Origin of the sequence: Arachnia propionica (assembly GCF_003859805.1) — a bacterium.
GTDB classification, from domain to species: Bacteria; Actinomycetota; Actinomycetes; order Propionibacteriales; family Propionibacteriaceae; genus Arachnia; species Arachnia propionica_C.
In genome coordinates this window covers 149,188-165,809 of the sequence record NZ_RQZG01000008.1, presented here as the reverse complement: position 1 = coordinate 165,809, position 16,622 = coordinate 149,188, and the positions used below count along the sequence as shown (strand labels likewise).

The window sequence follows — 16,622 nt, the reverse complement described above, 5'->3', positions numbered from 1 at the left end:
TCACCTCTTGAGGAAGAAGGAGGGGTCACCGGCGAGATCGGTGAGCTGACCGTTGCGCCACAACCCGATGTCCTCGAGCCAGGCCTCGAACTCGGGCAGAGGACGCAGCCCGAGGGCCTGACGCAGTGCAGGTGCGTCGTGGTAGCTCGTGGACTGGTAGGACAGCATCGCGTCATCACCCTGGGGCACGCCCATGATGAAGCTGCCACCGGCGGAGGCGAACAGCACCGCCAGGTTCTCCAGATCGTTCTGGGTGGCCTTGGCGTGGTTGGTGTAGCAGACGTCGCAGCCCATCGAGATGCCGGTGAGCTTGCCCATGAAGTGGTCCTCCAGACCGGCCCGCGTGATCTGCGTCGCGTCATAGAGGTACTCGGGACCGATGAAACCGACGACGGTGTTGACCTGGTAGGGGTCCCACCGCTTGCACATCGAGTAGATCCGGGCCTCCAGACAGAGCTGGTCCGCACCGTTGTGGGCATCGGCCGAGAGTGCCGAGCCCTGCCCGGTCTCGAAGTACATGTAGTTGGGCCCCTCGGTCCAGCAGTACTTCTTCGCCATCTCGTAGGCCTCGTCCATCAGACCGACGCTGACGCCGAAGCTCTCCATCGCCTTCTGGGATCCGGCGAGGCTCTGGAACAACAGCCCCACCGGGGCGCCCCGCTTCATGCACTCCATCTGTGTGGTGACGTGGGCCAGCACGCAGTTCTGGGTCGGGATCTCCCAGCGGTCGATGATCTCCTTGGTCATCTCCAGCAGGCGGCTGACGCTGCTCACCGAGTCATCGGAGGGGTTGATCCCGATCACGGAGTCACCAGAACCGTAGGACAGTCCCTCGTAGGCGGTGGCCCGGATGCCGTCGACGGAGTCGGTCGGGTGGTTCGGCTGGTTGCGGGAGGCGAGCCTGCCGGGCTGCCCGATCGTGTTGTTGCAGTGCTTGACGACGGTGATCTTGCGGCCGCCCAGCACGAGGTCGAGGTTGCTCATCAGTTTGGTGACGCCCGCGACCATCTCACCGGTCAGCGCGTTGCTCACCCGTTTGATCATGTCGCTGGTGGTGTTGTTGCTGAGGATCCACTCCCGGAACTCACCGACGGTCCAGTTCTTGATCTCGTTGTAGATGGTCTCGTTGACCGCATCGTCGATGACGCGGGTCACCTCGTCCTCGTCGTACGGGATCACCGGGTTCTCACGCAGCGCGGAGAGCGGCACCTCCGCGAGGACCAGTCTCGCCGCCACCCGTTCCGCCGAGGAACGTGCGGCGATACCGGCCTGCTGGTCGCCGGACTTCTCCTCGTTGGCCTTGGCGAGCAGCTCCTTGAGATCCTTGAACTCGTAGGTCTCGCCGAACAGCTTGGTGCGCAGCAACATCAGGCCACCTCCTCGATCTCTGCTTGCATGGTGTTCCTTCCTTCGGTCCTCACTGGTAGAAGACGAGAGTCTTGACTGACACGGGTACGACACGGCCGTCGAACAGCGGTTCACCGATGTCGATGAAGTCGCCTTCGCCCAACCCGATCTGGTCAACGACGATGACCGGTCGATCGGGGGCCTTGGACTTGAGGGTCTGGCCCAGCACCTGGGCGTAGTCCTGCTCGGTGACGAGCACCAGGGGCTTGTCGGCCGGCAGGTAGTCGCTGGCGAAGGCCGCGAGTCCTGCGGCCAGGTCGATGACCTGCGGGTAGACCATGAGTGCCGGCAGGTCGAGGGCGATGACGAAGTTGCCGGGATCGCTCTCTCCTCGGTCCCACCGCTGCACGGCCTGGGCGACGGCGCGCCGGACGGCCTCCGGGTCCCGGTAGGCGGGGACGTGTTCCAGGATCCTGGGCTCGATGACGGGAAGGTTCTTCAGCGGCAGGTGGGAACGCTCCGCCCAGATCGTGGAACCGGAGAGGGTGACCTGTTGGCTGGCGGCACCGAGCACGGTTGCACGCAACGTCTGTGCTGGTCGTTCCACCCGGAGCTGCCGCCAGCGGGGATTCTCCCGCAACGAGGCGGCGAGCAGCGGCCCGACGTCGCCGTACCGGGCCACCTCGGCGACGGTCTCGGAGGGCACGTCGTCGTAGTAGGCCGCCCCCACTCCCCCGGAGACGAAGTACGCGGCGACGGGGCCGTCCACGGCCAACGGCGGGGTCAGGGCGAGTTTCTCCCCCAGCGGGGAGGTCTGGCCCAGGACGAGATCCACCACCACGTCGGCCATCGCGTCGGTGAACTGTCTCAGCACCTGCAGCGACACCTGCTCGCCCACGCGCATGTCCAGCCCGAGGTGCTCGACGATGTCCCGGCCCGCAGGTTTGAGGTGGACCAGACGACCACTGTCGGGGTCGATGATGGCCTGCCTGCCGCCGACCATGACGGCTGCGGAGGTGACGTGCTTGCCAGCGCGGAAGATGGCGGCATTGGCCGATCCGCCACCGATGTCCACGTTGATGATGGTCGCGTAGTGGTCAGCGGCCCAGTCGGAGGCACCTGAGCCACGCCCGGCGATCTGGGACTCCAGGCTCGGCCCCGCGACGGTGACCACGAAGTCCCCGGCCAGGTCCGACAGCCCCTGGAGGATGGCCTCGGCGTTGCGGGTACGCGCGGTCTCCCCGGTGATGATCACGGCCCCGGTCTCCACCTGGGAGGAGTCGATACCGGCTCGGATGTACTCCTCGTGGATCATCCTGACCAGCGCGGTGACGTTGATCTCCTCGGGGGAGCTGAGCGGGGTGAGGTGCGGTTCGCTCTGGTGGAGCACGGCCCGCTCGTCGACGTCGAGGCGGGGCACCAGCCCCACCCTGGCCTGGTTGGACACGGTGAGCCGGGACACCACGAGCTGACTCGTCGTGGTCCCGATGTCGATGCCGACACTCAGCATCTCCCGTGTCCCCGTCGTCATCGTCACTGCTTCCTGAAGGTGATCTCGCCGTCCACCTCGAGGGAGTCCAGGATCGCCATCACGACAGCATCGACCGGCGCGTCGTCGGTGTACTCGGTCTGACGGCTGGCACTGCCGCTGGCGACCAGCACCAGCTCCCCGGTCCCGGCACCGACGGCATCTGCGGCGACGAAGAACTCTCCCTGCGGTTCATCGGAGGGGGTGGCCGGACGCAGCACCAGCAACTTGCTGCCCCGCAGGCTCTCCACCTTGGCCGTCGACACGGCCACACCGACCACTCGAGCGATCCTCATGCCTCAGGCTCCCTCTGCCTCTGCCTCGACAGCCGCAGCCGCCTCGGAGGCCTTGGGCAGGGAACGACCGAACAGCAGCAGGGCCAGACCGATGGCGGCGAATCCGGCCACCAGCTTGCCGACGATGACCGGGGCGATCATCTCCCGGGAGGAGGCGGCGACGAATCCCAGGTGGTCGCCCAGCGCGAAGGCCGCGCTCACCGCGAAGGCGGCGTTGAGCACCTTGCCACGGGGATCCATGTTCTTCATGATCTGGAACATCGGGATGTTGTTGGCCAGGGTGGCGATCATGCCACCGGCGGCGGCGTCGTTCATCCCGAGCAGGGAACCGACCTTGCCGAGGGGGCGACTGGCAAACTTGATGATGAGGTGGACGGCCGGGAAGGCACCCAGCAGCATCATCGCGATGACACCGACGGTCTCGATCCCCTCACTGGCCGGGTCGAGTTCCCAGCCCTCGGGCATGATCTTGACCTCGGTCCTCGCCTCGAAGACGGCGATCATGAGGCCGATGCTGATGAGCGCCACCAGGAACTTGCCGAACCACTCGAAGCCCGTGGTCATGGCGTCGGGGAACTTCCACAGCCCGAGGGCGATGAGCAGGGCGGCCACGACGATGGGGATGAGGTTGACCAGGATCATGAGGATCGGGAAACCTGCGGCGAGTCCGGAGATGAGCACCCCGATCGGGATGGTGCAGATGCCGGCCAGGATGCCCTTGGCCAGGTAGCCACGGTCGTTCTTGTCGATGATGCCGAGCGCCACCGGGATGGTGAAGACGACGGTGGCACCCATCATGGAGCCGAGCACCAAGCCGGAGAGCTTCGCGGCCTCCTCGGTCTGCGCCAGCCGCTCCGCCAGTGGCCAACCGCCCATGTCACAGGCCAGCAGGGTGCCCGCGAACATCGCCGGGTCGGCCCCCACCAGTGAGTAGAGCGGGGTGATGACGGGGTTCAGCAGTTTGGCCAGCACCGGGGCCAAGGAGATCACACCGACCATGGCCAGGGCGAGGGGACCCATGGCGTTGAAGCCCTCCTCGAACTGCTCCCCCAGACCGAACTTGTTCCCGATGGCGCGGTCCAGAGCACCCAAGACCATGAATCCCATGAGGATCCAGATGATGATCGTGTTGATGTCCACCTTGACTTCCTTCTCCTGGAGCCGACCACCCCGGGACCATCCCCGAGGCCTGCCAACTGGCCTTGCAGTGGCCAGTTTTGCGCGGCGTCACCCACTCAGCCCAGACCACTTTGGCCCGTGACAGGTGACCACCTGGGTGACCCGACACCCGGGTGAACCGGTGTCCTGCAGCCCACGTGCCGGGTAGCCTTCCCCCATGGCCAGGAGAGCACCGGAGCTGCACCCACGTCTCATCATGGACCCCGAGATCCACCCGATCGCCCAGCGGGTGGTCTCAGCCATCCTCACCGCGATCACCGACGGCAGTCTCCTCGACGACGACCCACTGCCCTCCTCCCGCAGCCTGGCGGAGTCCCACGGGATCTCCCGTTCCTCAGTCGTGCAGGCCTACGAGACACTGGCCGGTCTGGGTGTGGTCCGTTCCGTCCACGGCAGTGGCACCACGGTGTGCCCCGGAGCGCGGAGTCTCCTGGACTCCGGTGCCGCGCCCTCGCCCGCCCCCACGAGTGAGCCCGACAGCACGAAACGCACACTCAACCTGACGGTCCCCGCCGACATGCACGAGGCCGCCCTCGACCAACGCGAGTGGAACCGGGCCTGGCGACGTGCCATCGCCCCGGACTGCTCCCGCAGCGGACCGCAGGACCTCATCGCCGCACTCCACAAGCACCTGCGTTCCTTCCGGGGCATGACCTTCGCCCCCGAACAGGTCGTGTTGCGTCCCAGCATCGGCAGCGTGGTCGCCGACATCGTCCACAGCGCCGAGTTGAGGGGACAGGGCATCGTCGTCGAGGACCCGGGCTATCCCCGCATCCAACGTCACTTCATCGACCACGGCTGCCGGGTGCGATGCCTGCCGGTCGACGAGCACGGGCTCCGGATCGACATGCTGACCGGCACCGATCGTGCCGTCCACGTCACCCCGGCCAGGCAGTGGCCCACCGGGGTGACCATGAGCGAGCAGCGTCGCCGGGAGCTGCTCGACTGGTCGGTGCGCACCGGTGGCCTCATCATCGAGAACGACCTCGATGCCGAGTTCGTCTTCGGACGTGCCCCGGAACCCACCCTGTTCTCGATGGCACCGCCGGGGGCCCAGGTGGTCTACCTCGGGTCCCCGGCCAAGCTGCTGAGCTCCGAGCTGGCCGTGGTCTGGCTCATCACGAACCCCGGGTTCCACCGACGCGCCGAGGACCTCGCCCCCGTCTCGGACTTCCCCGCACGCGCCCTGGCCCATTTCATCAGCTCCGGCGCGCTGTACCGACACCGCAACCGTGCCCTGTCACTGTGCCAGGAACGCCGGGACGCCCTGCTCAAGCAACTCACGAAAGTGGTGCCCGAGGTCCAGGCCCTCGGGGAGCCGAGCGGCACCGAGATCGTGCTGCAGCTGCCCGATGGGGCGGACGAGCTGGCGGTGCAGATGCAGCTTGAACGCTCGGGGTACCAGGTCTCTGCCCTGGGTGACTTCGCCATGCGGCCCCGCCACCACGCCCTGCTGCTGCACTACGGGGCGCTGACCCCGAGTGCGGCCCGGGGATTCGCCCAGTGCCTGCAACGCGCCCTGGCGAAGTCCTGCGCCCGATCGGCGAGCTGACCGGGATCAGCGGAACGCGGGGGGCGGGAGCACCGGGGGTTTGGCCGCGGCCTTCTTCTGCAGCCGGGCCAGGGCCTCGGCGACAGCGACGTCCAGCTGCCTGTCCACCCCACCCTCCCAGTCGGCGGGTGACAGTTCCACCGGGATGTCCGGGACGGTGCCGTGGTTCTCCACCCCGAAACCCTGCTTGTCCAACGCGAACGCGTACCGCGGTTGGGTCACCACGGTGCCATCGACCAGGTCGAAACGACCGTCGATCCCGATCACCCCACCCCAGGAGCGCTCCCCCACCACCGGGCCCAGTTTCAGGTTCTGCGCCGCAGCCGTGATGATGTCGCCGTCGGATCCCGCGTAGGGGTTGGTGACGAAGACCACCGGGCCACGCATGCCCTGGAACGGGTAGGGCTCCGCGTCCTGGTGGTGACGCCCCATCCCCCAGGCCACCACCTTGCGGCTCAATCGCTCCAGGACCAGTGAGGAGGTGTGGCCGCCCCCGTTGTAGCGCACGTCCACCACGACGGCCTCCTTGCGGCTGGCCTCGTCGATGAGTCGGTGGAACTCGGCCCAGCCCTGGGCCATCATGTTCGGCACGTGCAGGTAGCCGACCCGGCCGTTGGACTTCTTCTCCACCCGGGCCGCCCGGGCCGCGACCCACTCGTGGTAGAGCAGCGGCCCTTCGGACTCGACCGGCACGACGGCGACCCGTCGCTTCATCCGTCCCCGCACCAGGGTGAGCTCGACGGGTTTGCCCGCCGCCCCCAGCAGCAGGGCGTTGATGTCCGGGACCTCGGCGGTCAGGCGACCATCGACGGCGAGGATCACGTCCCCGGGTCTGGCCGCCACCCCGGCGGCCCGCAACGGTGAACGGGCCATCGGGTCCGAGGACTCCCCGTCGAGGATCCGTGCGATGACGATCTCACCCTTGCTGTTGCGGCGGAACTCGGCCCCCAGCCACGCGACCCGCTGGTCCCCCTCACCGTGGGGTGGGATGACGTAGGCGTGAGAGGTGTTGAGCTCGGCGACGGTCTCCTCCAGCACGTCGACGAGGTCGTCGTGGGTCGTGATCTCCTCGATCAGTGGCCGGTACGCCGCACACGCGGCTGCCCAGTCCACCCCGTTCATGTCCTCACGCCAGAAGTGGTCCCGCATCAGACGGGCGTTCTCGTCGAACATCTGCCGCCACTCGTCACGGGGCTGCTGGGTACGACGCAGACGTCCCAGGTCCACGGTGATCCTCGCCTCGTCGTCCTCGGGCCTGGCGTCGCTGCCCTGCACCCACAGCTCGTCCCCGTTGCGCACGATCAGCTGCTTGCCGTCCCCGCTGACGGCGGCGTCATCACAGGCCTCGACCAGCACCGTGCTCTTCCGGCGCGACAGGTCGAAGGCCTCGACGGTGTCCTTGGACTCCGAGCCGGGCGGACGACCACTGCCCAGCACTCCCGCATACGGGTTCAGCCTGCGCCATGCGATGCCACCCGAGGTGGGCATCAACTGGTCATAGCGTCCGGCCGGCACCGGCAGCGGGACCATCCGGTCCTCCGCACCCTCGACCTCGAGGACGAGCGATTCCTGTTTCGTCTCCTCGCCCTCGGACCTGTCGTGGGCTGCCCCCTTCTTGTCCGCGTCATCGCCATCGCTGATGGCCCAGCCGTCCGCGGACGGCCCGAACGGTGCCGGGTCCTCGGCCCGCAACGGGATGACGTAGGGGCGGACCGTGTTGGTGAACCCCAGGTCGAAACCGAGCTCGTCGTAGGCCGGGTCGATGTTGCGACTGGAGAGGAACCACAGGTACTTCCCGTCGAGACTGAACGTGGGGCTGAAGTCGTTGAACCGTCCCCGCGTCAGGGTGAATCCCTTGTTCTCGGAGAAGTCGTGGCCGACCAGCCTCCCGACGGCCCCCTCACCCCGCAAGGCCTCCCGCCACACCAGGTAACGACCGTCAGGGCTGAAGGTCAACCCGGTGGCCTCGCCCCCGGCCGAGAGCCCCACCCTGCGTGCCGTGCCCGCAGCGACGTCCACGGCGTGGATGGCCCCGTCGTGCGAGGCCACGGCCACGCGACTGCCGTCCTGGCACGCGGCCAGGGCGAGCACCCGGCCCACGGCACCGTGACAGATCCGACGCGGGTCGCCGTCCCCGTCGAGCTGGACGATCTCCAGGCAGTCCTCGCCCTCCGCATCGGTGGCCCAGATGCCCTTTCCACTGCGGCCCAGCGGGATCGCCTCCCGGATCCGCACCCCGGGCAGATCGGACAGCGCCCTGGCCGGACCGGAGCGGTGGGTGAGGAACCAGGCCTGGCCACGCCACACGAGCAGTGAGCCGTCGCCGCCGTGGTCCGGGGCGATGCCGTCCAGCCGATCGGTGCCCTCCACCGTCTGCTGGTCCGGTGCCCCCAGGGCCAGTTTGACGTTGAGCCGTCTCGGTTTCGAATCGAGGTTCTGCATCCAGTAGATCTGGCCACGGGCGTGATAGATCACCCGTTGACCATCGGTGGTGGCATCCCGGCAGTAACCCTGCTCGAACGTGTGATGGGTGTGGTTGCGCAGGTCCGTGCCATCCGGACGCACGCTCCAGACCTGCCCCTGGTCCTTGACGCTCTTCGGCAGCCTCGCCCCGAGGTCCGAGGTGAAGATCAGCCGGTCCCGCCACCAGGTGGCGCCGGTGAGGCTCGCGGTCTCCTGCGGGAGGACCCGACTCCAGTCCTTGCCGTCGGCGATGGAGACCCACACCCGGTTCGCCATCCCGCCCCGGTATCGCTTCCAGTGCTCCGGTCCCCGGAAGTTCGGCGACACCACGGCGACACGTCCGTCAGGGTGGATGGCTGCACTCATCGCAGGACCCCACGGCTTGCGTTCGACGTCCCCGTCGAGGGAGACCGAGTACACCCAGGACAGTGCCCTGAGTGCCTCGTTGTGCATGGAGGCCATGAGGATGTGCTTGTCATCGGCCCACCCGGAGACCTGCATCCGTCGGGCACTCAGCCAGGTCAGCCGACGACGGCCACCGTCGAGGTCCAGCACCCACAGGTCCTGGTTGCCGGGCTCGCCCAGCACGTAGGCGATCTTGGTCCCGTCCGGGGAGAAACGAGGTGATCGGACCGGGACGTGTTCTGCGGTGAGTCGATGTGCCCGACCGCCCGCCACCGTCGTCAACCACAGGTCGTCGTCGGCGACGAAGACCACCTGATCACCATGGATGTGGGGGAAGCGGAGATAGCCGGAAGTCATGGGCCAAACCTACCGGAGTTCCGCCCCACGGGAACAGCTGCGAACGTTCAGGCGGAGAGGTCGCGACGACGGGCGACGAGTTCGCTCGGGACCCGCTCCGGGACGGCCTGGCCGAGCACAGCCTCACGGGTGACGACGACCTGGGCCACGTCCTCCGCCGAGGGCACCTCGAACATGACGTCGAGCAGCAGCTCCTCCAGGATGGCCCGGAGTCCTCGGGCCCCCGTGCCGCGTTCCAGCGCCAGGTCGGCGATGGCCTCGACGGCGTCGTCGGTGAAGTCCAGCTGCACCCCGTCGAGCTCGAACAGTCGCGCGAACTGCTTGGTCAGTGCATTGCGAGGCTCGACGAGGATCCGCACCAGGGCCTCGCGGTCGAGCGGGGAGACCGTGGTGATCATCGGCAACCGACCGATGAACTCAGGGATGAGCCCGAACTTGTGGAGGTCCTCCGGGCGGACCGCGGAGAAGGGCTCCTCCAGCTCCTCGGGACGCTTCGAATCGGTGCTGAACCCCACTGGCCGCTTGCCGATGCGGGTGTTGATGATCTCCTCGAGTCCGGCGAAGGCCCCACCGACGATGAACAGCACCTTGGTGGTGTCGATCTGGAGGAACTCCTGGTGGGGATGCTTGCGTCCTCCCTGGGGCGGGACCGAGGCGACGGTGCCCTCGAGGATCTTGAGCAGCGCCTGCTGCACCCCCTCGCCGGAGACGTCACGGGTGATCGACGGGTTCTCGGACTTCCTCGCCACCTTGTCGATCTCGTCGATGTAGACGATGCCGGTCTCGGCCTTCTTGATGTCGAAGTCCGCGGCCTGGATCAACTTCAGCAGGATGTTCTCGACATCCTCCCCCACGTAACCGGCCTCGGTGAGTGCGGTGGCGTCGGCCATCGCGAACGGTACGTTGAGCATCTTGGCCAGGGTCTGCGCCAGATAGGTCTTGCCGCACCCCGTCGGGCCGATGAGCAGGATGTTGGACTTGCCGACGTCGACGGTGTCCCCGCCACGATGACGGGCAGGCCTGGAGCTCTCCGCGAGGATGCGCTTGTAGTGGTTGTAGACCGCGACAGCCAACGCCTTCTTCGCCGCGTCCTGTCCGATCACGTACTGGTCGAGGAAGTCGCGGATCTCGCGCGGCTTGGGCAGGTCCTCCTCGAGCAGGGACGGGGTGCTCTCGGGAAACTCCTCCTCGATGATCTCGTTGCACAGCCCGATGCACTCGTCACAGATGTAGACACCGGCCCCTGCGATGAGACGCTTCACCTGCTTCTGCGACTTGCCGCAGAAGTTGCACTTGAAGATCTCGCTGGACTCTCCGATTCTTGGCACGCCGCCCACTCCTTCCGACCGCGCCGCGGTCGTCCACCACAGTACCGGTCCGGGGGGTCCCTCGGGGACACAACACCCGGACCGGTCACCGTGATCAGGGATTCATTTCCTTCAGGGACGGCAGGATGTCGTCGACGATGCCGTATTCCACGGCCTCCTGGGCCGTCAGGTACTTGTCACGCTCGATGTCACGGCTGATCTTCGCCACGTCCTGGCCGGTGTCGGAGGCCAGCATGTGCTCCATCAGCTCGCGGATGCGCATGATCTCCTTGGCCTGGATCTCCAGGTCCGAGGACTGACCGTAGCCCCCCTCGGTGGCGGGCTGGTGGATCAGGATGCGGCTGTTCGGGAGCGCCAGCCGCTTGCCCTTGGTCCCTGCGGCCAGGAGCACGGCGGCGGCCGAGGCCGCCTGTCCCAGGCAGACCGTCTGGATGTCCGGCTTGATGTAGCGCATCGTGTCGTAGATCGCCGTCAGTGCCGTGAACGAGCCACCGGGCGAGTTGATGTAGATGGAGATCTGACGCTCGGAGTCCATCGACTGGAGGCACAGCAGCTGTGCCATGACCGCGTTGGCGATCTCGTCGTTGATGGGGGTGCCGAGGAAGATGATCCGGTCCTCGAAGAGCTTGGTGTAGGGATCGACGCGGCGCAGCCCGTAGCTGGTGCGCTCCTCCCACTGCGGGATGTAGTAGTTCATGTTCACTGGTTGGGGGCCTTCTCGTTGATCTGGGACGCGCGCTCGTAGACGTGGTCGATGAAGCCGTACTCGAGTGCCTGCTCGGCGGTGAACCACCGGTCACGGTCCGAGTCCGCCTCGATCTGCTCGATGCTCTGCCCCGTGTGCTGGGCGATGAGTTCAGCCATCGTCTTCTTGATGTGCAACGACTGCTCCGCCTGGATGCGGATGTCGGATGCGGTGCCACCGAGGCCACCCGACGGCTGGTGCATCATGATCCGGCTGTGCGGCAGCGCGTACCGCTTGCCGGGAGTGCCCGCCGACAGCAGGAACTGTCCCATCGAGGCGGCCAGACCCATCGCGACGGTGGCGACGTCGTTGCTGATCCACTGCATGGTGTCGAAGATGGCCATGCCGGAGTCGACGGAACCGCCGGGGCTGTTGATGTAGAGGTAGATGTCCGAGTGCGGGTCCTCGGCGTTGAGCAGCAGCATCTGGGCGCAGATGGCGTTGGCGTTCTCGTCACGCACCTCGGAGCCCAGGAAGATGATGCGGTTGGCGAGCAGGGAGGCGTAGACGTTGTCAGTCAACCCCAGGCCCGGCCCCTGCGGCGCAGCCATGGAGATCTCGTTTCGCTTGTCGGTCACGAGGACAAAGTTACCGACTGTCCCCGACAAACCAAGTGTGGCCCGCCCAATGCGCACCGTCGTGTCTCAGTTGTGGTCCGCACAGTCGCTGGTGTCGACCGAGTCGGGGTCGGAGGCGAGGAAGGCACCGACCCACCGGGCCTTCGGGTCGTTGTCGATGAGCAGGGCCTTGACCGTCAGGGTCAGCGGGAGGGCCAGCAGCGCACCCAGAGCCCCGAACACGGCGGTCCACAGCAACAGGGACAGGAACGACACCGTCGGGGAGATGCCCACCGCGTCACCGGTGAACTTCGGCTGGATGATGGACTGGATCACGAAGTTGAGGACGCTGTAGGCGACCACCACCACGACGGCGGCCCAGGGCCCCTTCTCGAAGAGCGCGAGCAGGGCCGGCGGCAGCAGTCCGATGATGAACCCGATGTTGGGGATGTAGTTCGTGATGAAGCTCAGGATCACCCACACCAGGGGCAGCGGCACCCCCACCGAGACGAGCACCACACCGTCGGCCAGCGCCACGATGAGGCCGAACAGCGTGGTCACCAGCCAGTACCGACGGATGCCGTGGGTGAGGGAGTCGAGCGCGTCGGTGAAGTCCGGGTGCAGCCGATCCGTGACGGCGAAGCGACGCCCCACCGAGGGCAGGTCCATGACCATGAAGACCATGGCGATGAGGACCACCAGCACCAGCCCGGTGGCGCTCGATATCTCGGAGACGACGTTGCCGACCAGCCCGATCACGCTGCTCGGGGAGATGGACTTCAGTTGGTTGAGCAGTGCGGTCTGGTCGAAGCCCAGCCCGGCCAGCCAGTCGATGAACTGCGCGTAGAGACTCGTGAACTGCGGACCGTAGGCCGTCAGTGACTGGACCATCGCCGTGCCGGACCACACGATGGCCCCGAGCGAGGCCAGGAAGATCAGCAGCACCACCAGCCCGGTGACGATGGCCGCCACCGGGCTGGGAGCCCTGCGTCCGGTCAGGGCCGTGTAGATCGGGAACGAGGCGATCAGCAGGTTGACCGCGAGGAAGGTGGGGGCGATGACGGCGCTCAGTTCCTTCAGCAGCCCGAGACTCAATGCGATGGCACCCAGCACGAGGGCGGCGATCGCGAGTTTCGGCAGGCCGAGGGACCGTCCCTGCTCATTCGCCCCCATCACTCACTCCTTCTCGTCGACCTCGGGCTCGCCGTCCTCGACCGGCTCGGCCTCCTCCAGGACCTCGACATCGGCCGGGGCCTCGGGGGCCATCTCGATCGTGTTGCCCTCCGAGTCGACCACGGTGGCGGCCTCGCAGATCGCGGCCAGCGCCTTGCCCCGGCGGATCTCCTGCATCCACTCACCCATGTGGTTGTGCTCGATCATGTGGTTCATCACGTCCTGCGGAGTGGTCTGGGACTCCGCTGCACGACGGAGGATCAGCTCGGTGAGCTCCTGCTGCGCGACGGGGACCTCGTTCTCGTCGGCGTACCTGTCGAGCAGCAGCTGCGCCTTGAGCGCCTGGGTGGAACGCTCGTCCACCTGGGCCCAGAACTCCTCCGCGTCCTTGGCGTCCTCGTCCTCGGCCTGGGCGAGGTAGGTCTCGACATCCAGCCCTGCGCGGGCCAGCTGCTCGGAGATCTGCGCGCGACGCGCCTCCAGCTCACGGCTGAGCACCCCTTCGGGCAGCTCGATCTCGACCTTCTCGAGCACCGCCTCCAGCACCTTGTCGCGGGCCTCGGCCAGCTGCTCGGCCTTCGCCTGGGCCTCGACGGCCCGGGCCAGGTCCTCACGCATCTCCTCGACCGTGTCGAACTCGGAGATGTTCTGGGCGAACTCCTCGTCGAGGGCGGGCAGCTCCTCCTCCGCCACCTGCGTGACGGTGACGGTGATCTCCGCCTCCTGGCCACGCTGTGGGCCACCGACCAGGGTGGAGGTGAAGGTCGCGGACTCGCCGGCCTTGAGTCCCCGCACGGCCTCGTCGAGACCCTCGATCATGCCCTGGTCCTCACCGATGGTGAGCTTGAAGCCGGTGGTCGCGGCCTCGTCGAGCTCCTCGCCGTCCTGGGACGCCGTCAGGTCGATGGTCACCACGTCGCCCTTCTTGGCCTTGCGGTCGACCTCCGTGATGGTGGCGAAACGCTTGCGGAGCAGGTTGATCCGCTCCTCCACCTGCTCCTCCTGGTCACCCAGGGCGTCGACCTCGGCCTTGATCGCGCTGAAGTCCGGCAGGTCGAACTCGGGACGGACATCGACCTCGGCGACGAACTCGACGAGTTCGTTGTCCTCGAGCCTGGTGACATCGATCTCGGGCTGCGCGAGGGGCACGACCCCGGCCTCGGTCACGGCCTGCTGGTAGGCGATGGGCAGGGCCTCGTTGATGGCCTCCTGCAGCACCACGCCACGCCCGAAGCGCTGGTCGATGACTGCGGCAGGCACCTTGCCCTTGCGGAAACCGGGGATGTTGACGCTCTGCGCGATCTCCTTGTATGCCTTGTCGAGGTGGGGCTTCAGATCGGCGAACGGGATCTCGACGGTGAGCTTGACCCGGGTGGGGCTGAGCTTCTCAAAGGTGCTGGGCACGTGCGGACTCCTGGAAGTTGAAAATGGTCGCGCGTCAGTCTAGCGCCCGCCGCGAAGTGGGCACACCGACGACTTGCTGCTAGACTCGCTCGAGTTGCGCGGATGTAGCTCAATGGTAGAGCCCTAGTCTTCCAAACTAGCTACGCGGGTTCGATTCCCGTCATCCGCTCCATCGGCCCCCACGAGCGTGGGGGCCTTTTCCGTGCTGCGGTTACCGTGGAGGTCATGAAGATGGTTCTGCGGCTCATCGCCGGTGCCCTCGCGACGGCAGCGGCCGTCTGGTTGGTGCCGGGTGTCCGGATCACGGCCGACAGCGATCAGCAGTACGTGATCACCCTGGTCGTGGTCGCGGGGATCCTCGGCCTGGTCAACGCGGTCGTCCGACCGATCACGACAGCCCTGTCGTGCTGTCTGGTCCTGCTCACCCTCGGGCTGTTCCTGCTGGTCATCAATGCCGCGATGCTCACGCTCACCGCGTGGCTGGGCCAGCAGTTCGGGCTGCCCTTCCACGTGGACGGTTTCTGGTCCGCGCTGTTCGGCAGCCTCGTGATCAGTCTCGTCACCTCCCTGGTCACGGGTGTGCTCGGGGTCGATGAGCACTGACCCGGGGCGGGTGCGTTGGTGGATCACCCCTGAGGTGTTCTAGACTCTATGAGCCCGATGAGGGCACCGGGACGTAGCGTAGTGGCTAGCGCGCCTGCTTTGGGAGCAGGAGACCGCAGGTTCGAGTCCTGTCGTCCCGACCGCGAGGCGGTGCTCAGCAGCAGGTGTAGCCACCGTCGATCGGCAGGTGTGCACCCATGATCATCGAGGCCTGATCGCTCAGCAGGAACAGCACCGGTGCCGCCACCTCCGCCTGGGTGGCCCACCGCCCGAGCGGCATTTGCGCCAGGAACGGGTCCCCGATCTCAGGACGTCCCCAGTAGAAGGCCGACATCTCGGTCATCACGACGGTGGGGTGGACACTGTTGACCCGGATGCCGTACCTGCCCAGCTCCAGGGCACTGACGCGGGTGATGTTGTCCACGGCGGCCTTCGACGAGCCGTACGAGACGTGGTTCGGCAGCGCCACCAGTGACGCCTGACTGGAGACGTTGACGATCGACCCACCCACCCCCGCCCGGATCATGGACCTCGAGGCGTACTTCGTCACGAGCAGCGTCCCCCGGGCATTGACGGCCATCACCTTGTCGAAGACCTCGATGTCGGTGTCCATGGGGGTGGCGATCTCGCCGCCGAAACCACCGCAGTTCACCACTCCCCACAGCTCCAGGTCACCCACCGCCGCCTCGACCTCCTCCTGTGAGGTGAGGTCGAAGGCCACGCTCCGGCACCCGGTCTCGGCCCGGATCACATCGAGCTGTTCCCGGTTCCGCCCCGCCGCGATCACCTCGGCCTCCGCGGCGACCAGCTGCCGGACGATCTCCGCGCCGATCCCACCCGTGGCACCCGTGACCAGCACCGGCCTGCCGTCGAACCTGATGTCCATGCCTGCTCTCCTTCCCGCCGCGGGCCTCACCGCCCCTGACGACGTGGGTTGGGTGTTGCCGAGATCGCGCAGACCCCTTGACAACGATGTCATGACGATTCTACGGTGTCTCCATGTGAATGCAACGATGCGTTCGACCACATGGTGGAGGTAGCCGTGACCCCTCGAAGAACAACCGCCGACCTCGACTCCCTGGCAGAGCGTGCCCGCCGCCTGCTCACCCCCGGGGAACGCCGTCTGATCGGCATCGTCGGCTGCCCCGGATCGGGCAAGTCCACCCTCAGCGCACAACTGCGCGACCGGCTGCACGGCCAGGCGGTCATCGTCCCGATGGACGGTTTCCACCTGGACAACCCGGTGCTGGAGGACCTGGGCCGTCGGGGCCGCAAGGGAGCCGTCGACACCTTCGACGTCGCAGGGTTCGTCTCCCTGCTGGCACGACTGGCCGCAGCCGACGAGGAGGTCACCTACGCACCCCGCTTCGACCGCGGCCTGGAGACCGCCGTGGGCAGCGCGGTCCCGGTGCCCCGTGCGACTCCCCTGGTGATCGTCGAGGGGCTGTACCTGCTGGAGACCGAGCACGGGTGGCACCGGGTCCGTGCCCATCTGGACGAGGTGTGGTTCCTGGACGTGCCCGCCGAGGAGCGCGTACGACGGCTCGTCGCCCGGCGCATGTCCGGTGGGGAGTCCGAGGAACGGGCCACGGCCTGGGTGCTGGGGGTCGACCGGGCGAACGCCGAGCGCGTCGAGGCGACCCGCGAGCACGCCGACCTCATCGTCGACCTCACGTCCTGAAGGA

14 protein-coding genes and 2 tRNA genes are annotated in these 16,622 nt (G+C 67.1%); 5 read left to right on the top strand and 11 right to left on the bottom strand.

Going from position 1 to position 16,622, the window contains the following annotated elements; all coding sequences use genetic code 11:
* From EII34_RS08670 to eutH, 4 genes are read right to left on the bottom strand one after another with little or no spacing between them, the layout of a single operon-like run.
* A complete protein-coding gene (locus tag EII34_RS08670; protein ID WP_124844758.1) occupies positions 1–1,368 on the bottom strand; it encodes an ethanolamine ammonia-lyase subunit EutB in 1,368 nt (455 codons plus the stop codon).
* A 49-nt stretch (positions 1,369–1,417) separates the two neighbouring features.
* Positions 1,418–2,878: an ethanolamine ammonia-lyase reactivating factor EutA gene (locus EII34_RS08665; RefSeq protein ID WP_221620246.1), complete on the bottom strand. Its 1,461-nt coding sequence runs from the start codon at positions 2,876–2,878 to the stop codon at positions 1,418–1,420.
* A 2-nt stretch (positions 2,879–2,880) separates the two neighbouring features.
* A complete protein-coding gene (locus EII34_RS08660) occupies positions 2,881–3,171 on the bottom strand; it encodes a EutN/CcmL family microcompartment protein (RefSeq protein WP_124844757.1) in 291 nt (96 codons plus the stop codon).
* Positions 3,172–3,174: 3 nt separating this feature from the next.
* Positions 3,175–4,311: an ethanolamine utilization protein EutH gene (gene eutH, locus EII34_RS08655; protein ID WP_124844756.1), complete on the bottom strand. Its 1,137-nt coding sequence runs from the start codon at positions 4,309–4,311 to the stop codon at positions 3,175–3,177.
* A gap of 196 nt (positions 4,312–4,507) precedes the next feature.
* Between eutH and EII34_RS08650 the strand changes: the two genes are divergently transcribed.
* Positions 4,508–5,902 (top strand): aminotransferase-like domain-containing protein, encoded by a 1,395-nt coding sequence (locus EII34_RS08650; RefSeq protein ID WP_124844755.1) that lies wholly within the window; start codon positions 4,508–4,510, stop codon positions 5,900–5,902.
* A gap of 6 nt (positions 5,903–5,908) precedes the next feature.
* Here the strand turns inward: EII34_RS08650 and EII34_RS08645 are convergent, their stop codons facing one another.
* The 6 genes from EII34_RS08645 to tig all read right to left on the bottom strand — a co-directional run bounded on the left by EII34_RS08645 (position 5,909) and on the right by tig (position 14,334).
* The gene (locus EII34_RS08645) at positions 5,909–9,127 is read right to left on the bottom strand and encodes a S41 family peptidase (RefSeq protein ID WP_124844754.1); all 3,219 of its coding nucleotides are present in this window, start codon (positions 9,125–9,127) and stop codon (positions 5,909–5,911) included.
* A gap of 47 nt (positions 9,128–9,174) precedes the next feature.
* Positions 9,175–10,455, bottom strand: coding sequence for an ATP-dependent Clp protease ATP-binding subunit ClpX (gene clpX / locus EII34_RS08640; RefSeq protein WP_124844753.1), 1,281 nt, complete (start codon positions 10,453–10,455; stop codon positions 9,175–9,177).
* 94 nt (positions 10,456–10,549) lie between these two features.
* Positions 10,550–11,152, bottom strand: a complete 603-nt coding sequence (locus EII34_RS08635) for an ATP-dependent Clp protease proteolytic subunit (RefSeq protein ID WP_124844752.1) — start codon at positions 11,150–11,152, stop codon at positions 10,550–10,552.
* 2 nt (positions 11,153–11,154) lie between these two features.
* Positions 11,155–11,751: a ClpP family protease gene (locus EII34_RS08630; protein ID WP_124844800.1), complete on the bottom strand. Its 597-nt coding sequence runs from the start codon at positions 11,749–11,751 to the stop codon at positions 11,155–11,157.
* 93 nt (positions 11,752–11,844) lie between these two features.
* The gene (locus tag EII34_RS08625; protein WP_124844751.1) at positions 11,845–12,930 is read right to left on the bottom strand and encodes an AI-2E family transporter; all 1,086 of its coding nucleotides are present in this window, start codon (positions 12,928–12,930) and stop codon (positions 11,845–11,847) included.
* Between the two features lie 3 nt (positions 12,931–12,933).
* Positions 12,934–14,334: a trigger factor gene (tig, locus tag EII34_RS08620; RefSeq protein WP_124844750.1), complete on the bottom strand. Its 1,401-nt coding sequence runs from the start codon at positions 14,332–14,334 to the stop codon at positions 12,934–12,936.
* A gap of 98 nt (positions 14,335–14,432) precedes the next feature.
* Here tig and EII34_RS08615 point away from each other — a divergent pair.
* From EII34_RS08615 to EII34_RS08605, 3 genes are all read left to right on the top strand, one after another.
* A tRNA-Gly gene (locus EII34_RS08615) sits at positions 14,433–14,506 on the top strand.
* 53 nt (positions 14,507–14,559) lie between these two features.
* A complete protein-coding gene (locus EII34_RS08610; protein ID WP_124844749.1) occupies positions 14,560–14,937 on the top strand; it encodes a phage holin family protein in 378 nt (125 codons plus the stop codon).
* Positions 14,938–15,004: 67 nt separating this feature from the next.
* A tRNA-Pro gene (locus tag EII34_RS08605) sits at positions 15,005–15,077 on the top strand.
* A gap of 14 nt (positions 15,078–15,091) precedes the next feature.
* Here EII34_RS08605 and EII34_RS08600 read toward each other — a convergent pair.
* Positions 15,092–15,823: an SDR family oxidoreductase gene (locus EII34_RS08600; RefSeq protein ID WP_124844748.1), complete on the bottom strand. Its 732-nt coding sequence runs from the start codon at positions 15,821–15,823 to the stop codon at positions 15,092–15,094.
* 156 nt (positions 15,824–15,979) lie between these two features.
* Here EII34_RS08600 and EII34_RS08595 point away from each other — a divergent pair, with 156 nt between their 5' ends.
* Positions 15,980–16,618 (top strand): nucleoside/nucleotide kinase family protein, encoded by a 639-nt coding sequence (locus EII34_RS08595; protein ID WP_260425100.1) that lies wholly within the window; start codon positions 15,980–15,982, stop codon positions 16,616–16,618.
* Positions 16,619–16,622 lie beyond the last annotated feature (4 nt).

Excerpts from the sequence above, each read along its gene's own strand:
- EII34_RS08670 (WP_124844758.1), bottom strand. The coding sequence starts at position 1,368 with ATGTTGCTGCGCACCAAGCTGTTCGGCGAGACCTACGAGTTCAAGGAT.
- EII34_RS08665 (WP_221620246.1), bottom strand. The coding sequence starts at position 2,878 with ATGACGACGGGGACACGGGAGATGCTGAGTGTCGGCATCGACATCGGG.
- EII34_RS08660 (WP_124844757.1), bottom strand. The coding sequence starts at position 3,171 with ATGAGGATCGCTCGAGTGGTCGGTGTGGCCGTGTCGACGGCCAAGGTG.
- EII34_RS08650 (WP_124844755.1), top strand. The coding sequence starts at position 4,508 with ATGGCCAGGAGAGCACCGGAGCTGCACCCACGTCTCATCATGGACCCC.
- EII34_RS08645 (WP_124844754.1), bottom strand. The coding sequence starts at position 9,127 with ATGACTTCCGGCTATCTCCGCTTCCCCCACATCCATGGTGATCAGGTG.
- EII34_RS08635 (WP_124844752.1), bottom strand. The coding sequence starts at position 11,152 with ATGAACTACTACATCCCGCAGTGGGAGGAGCGCACCAGCTACGGGCTG.
- EII34_RS08630 (WP_124844800.1), bottom strand. The coding sequence starts at position 11,751 with ATGGCTGCGCCGCAGGGGCCGGGCCTGGGGTTGACTGACAACGTCTAC.
- EII34_RS08625 (WP_124844751.1), bottom strand. The coding sequence starts at position 12,930 with ATGGGGGCGAATGAGCAGGGACGGTCCCTCGGCCTGCCGAAACTCGCG.
- EII34_RS08610 (WP_124844749.1), top strand. The coding sequence starts at position 14,560 with ATGAAGATGGTTCTGCGGCTCATCGCCGGTGCCCTCGCGACGGCAGCG.
- EII34_RS08600 (WP_124844748.1), bottom strand. The coding sequence starts at position 15,823 with ATGGACATCAGGTTCGACGGCAGGCCGGTGCTGGTCACGGGTGCCACG.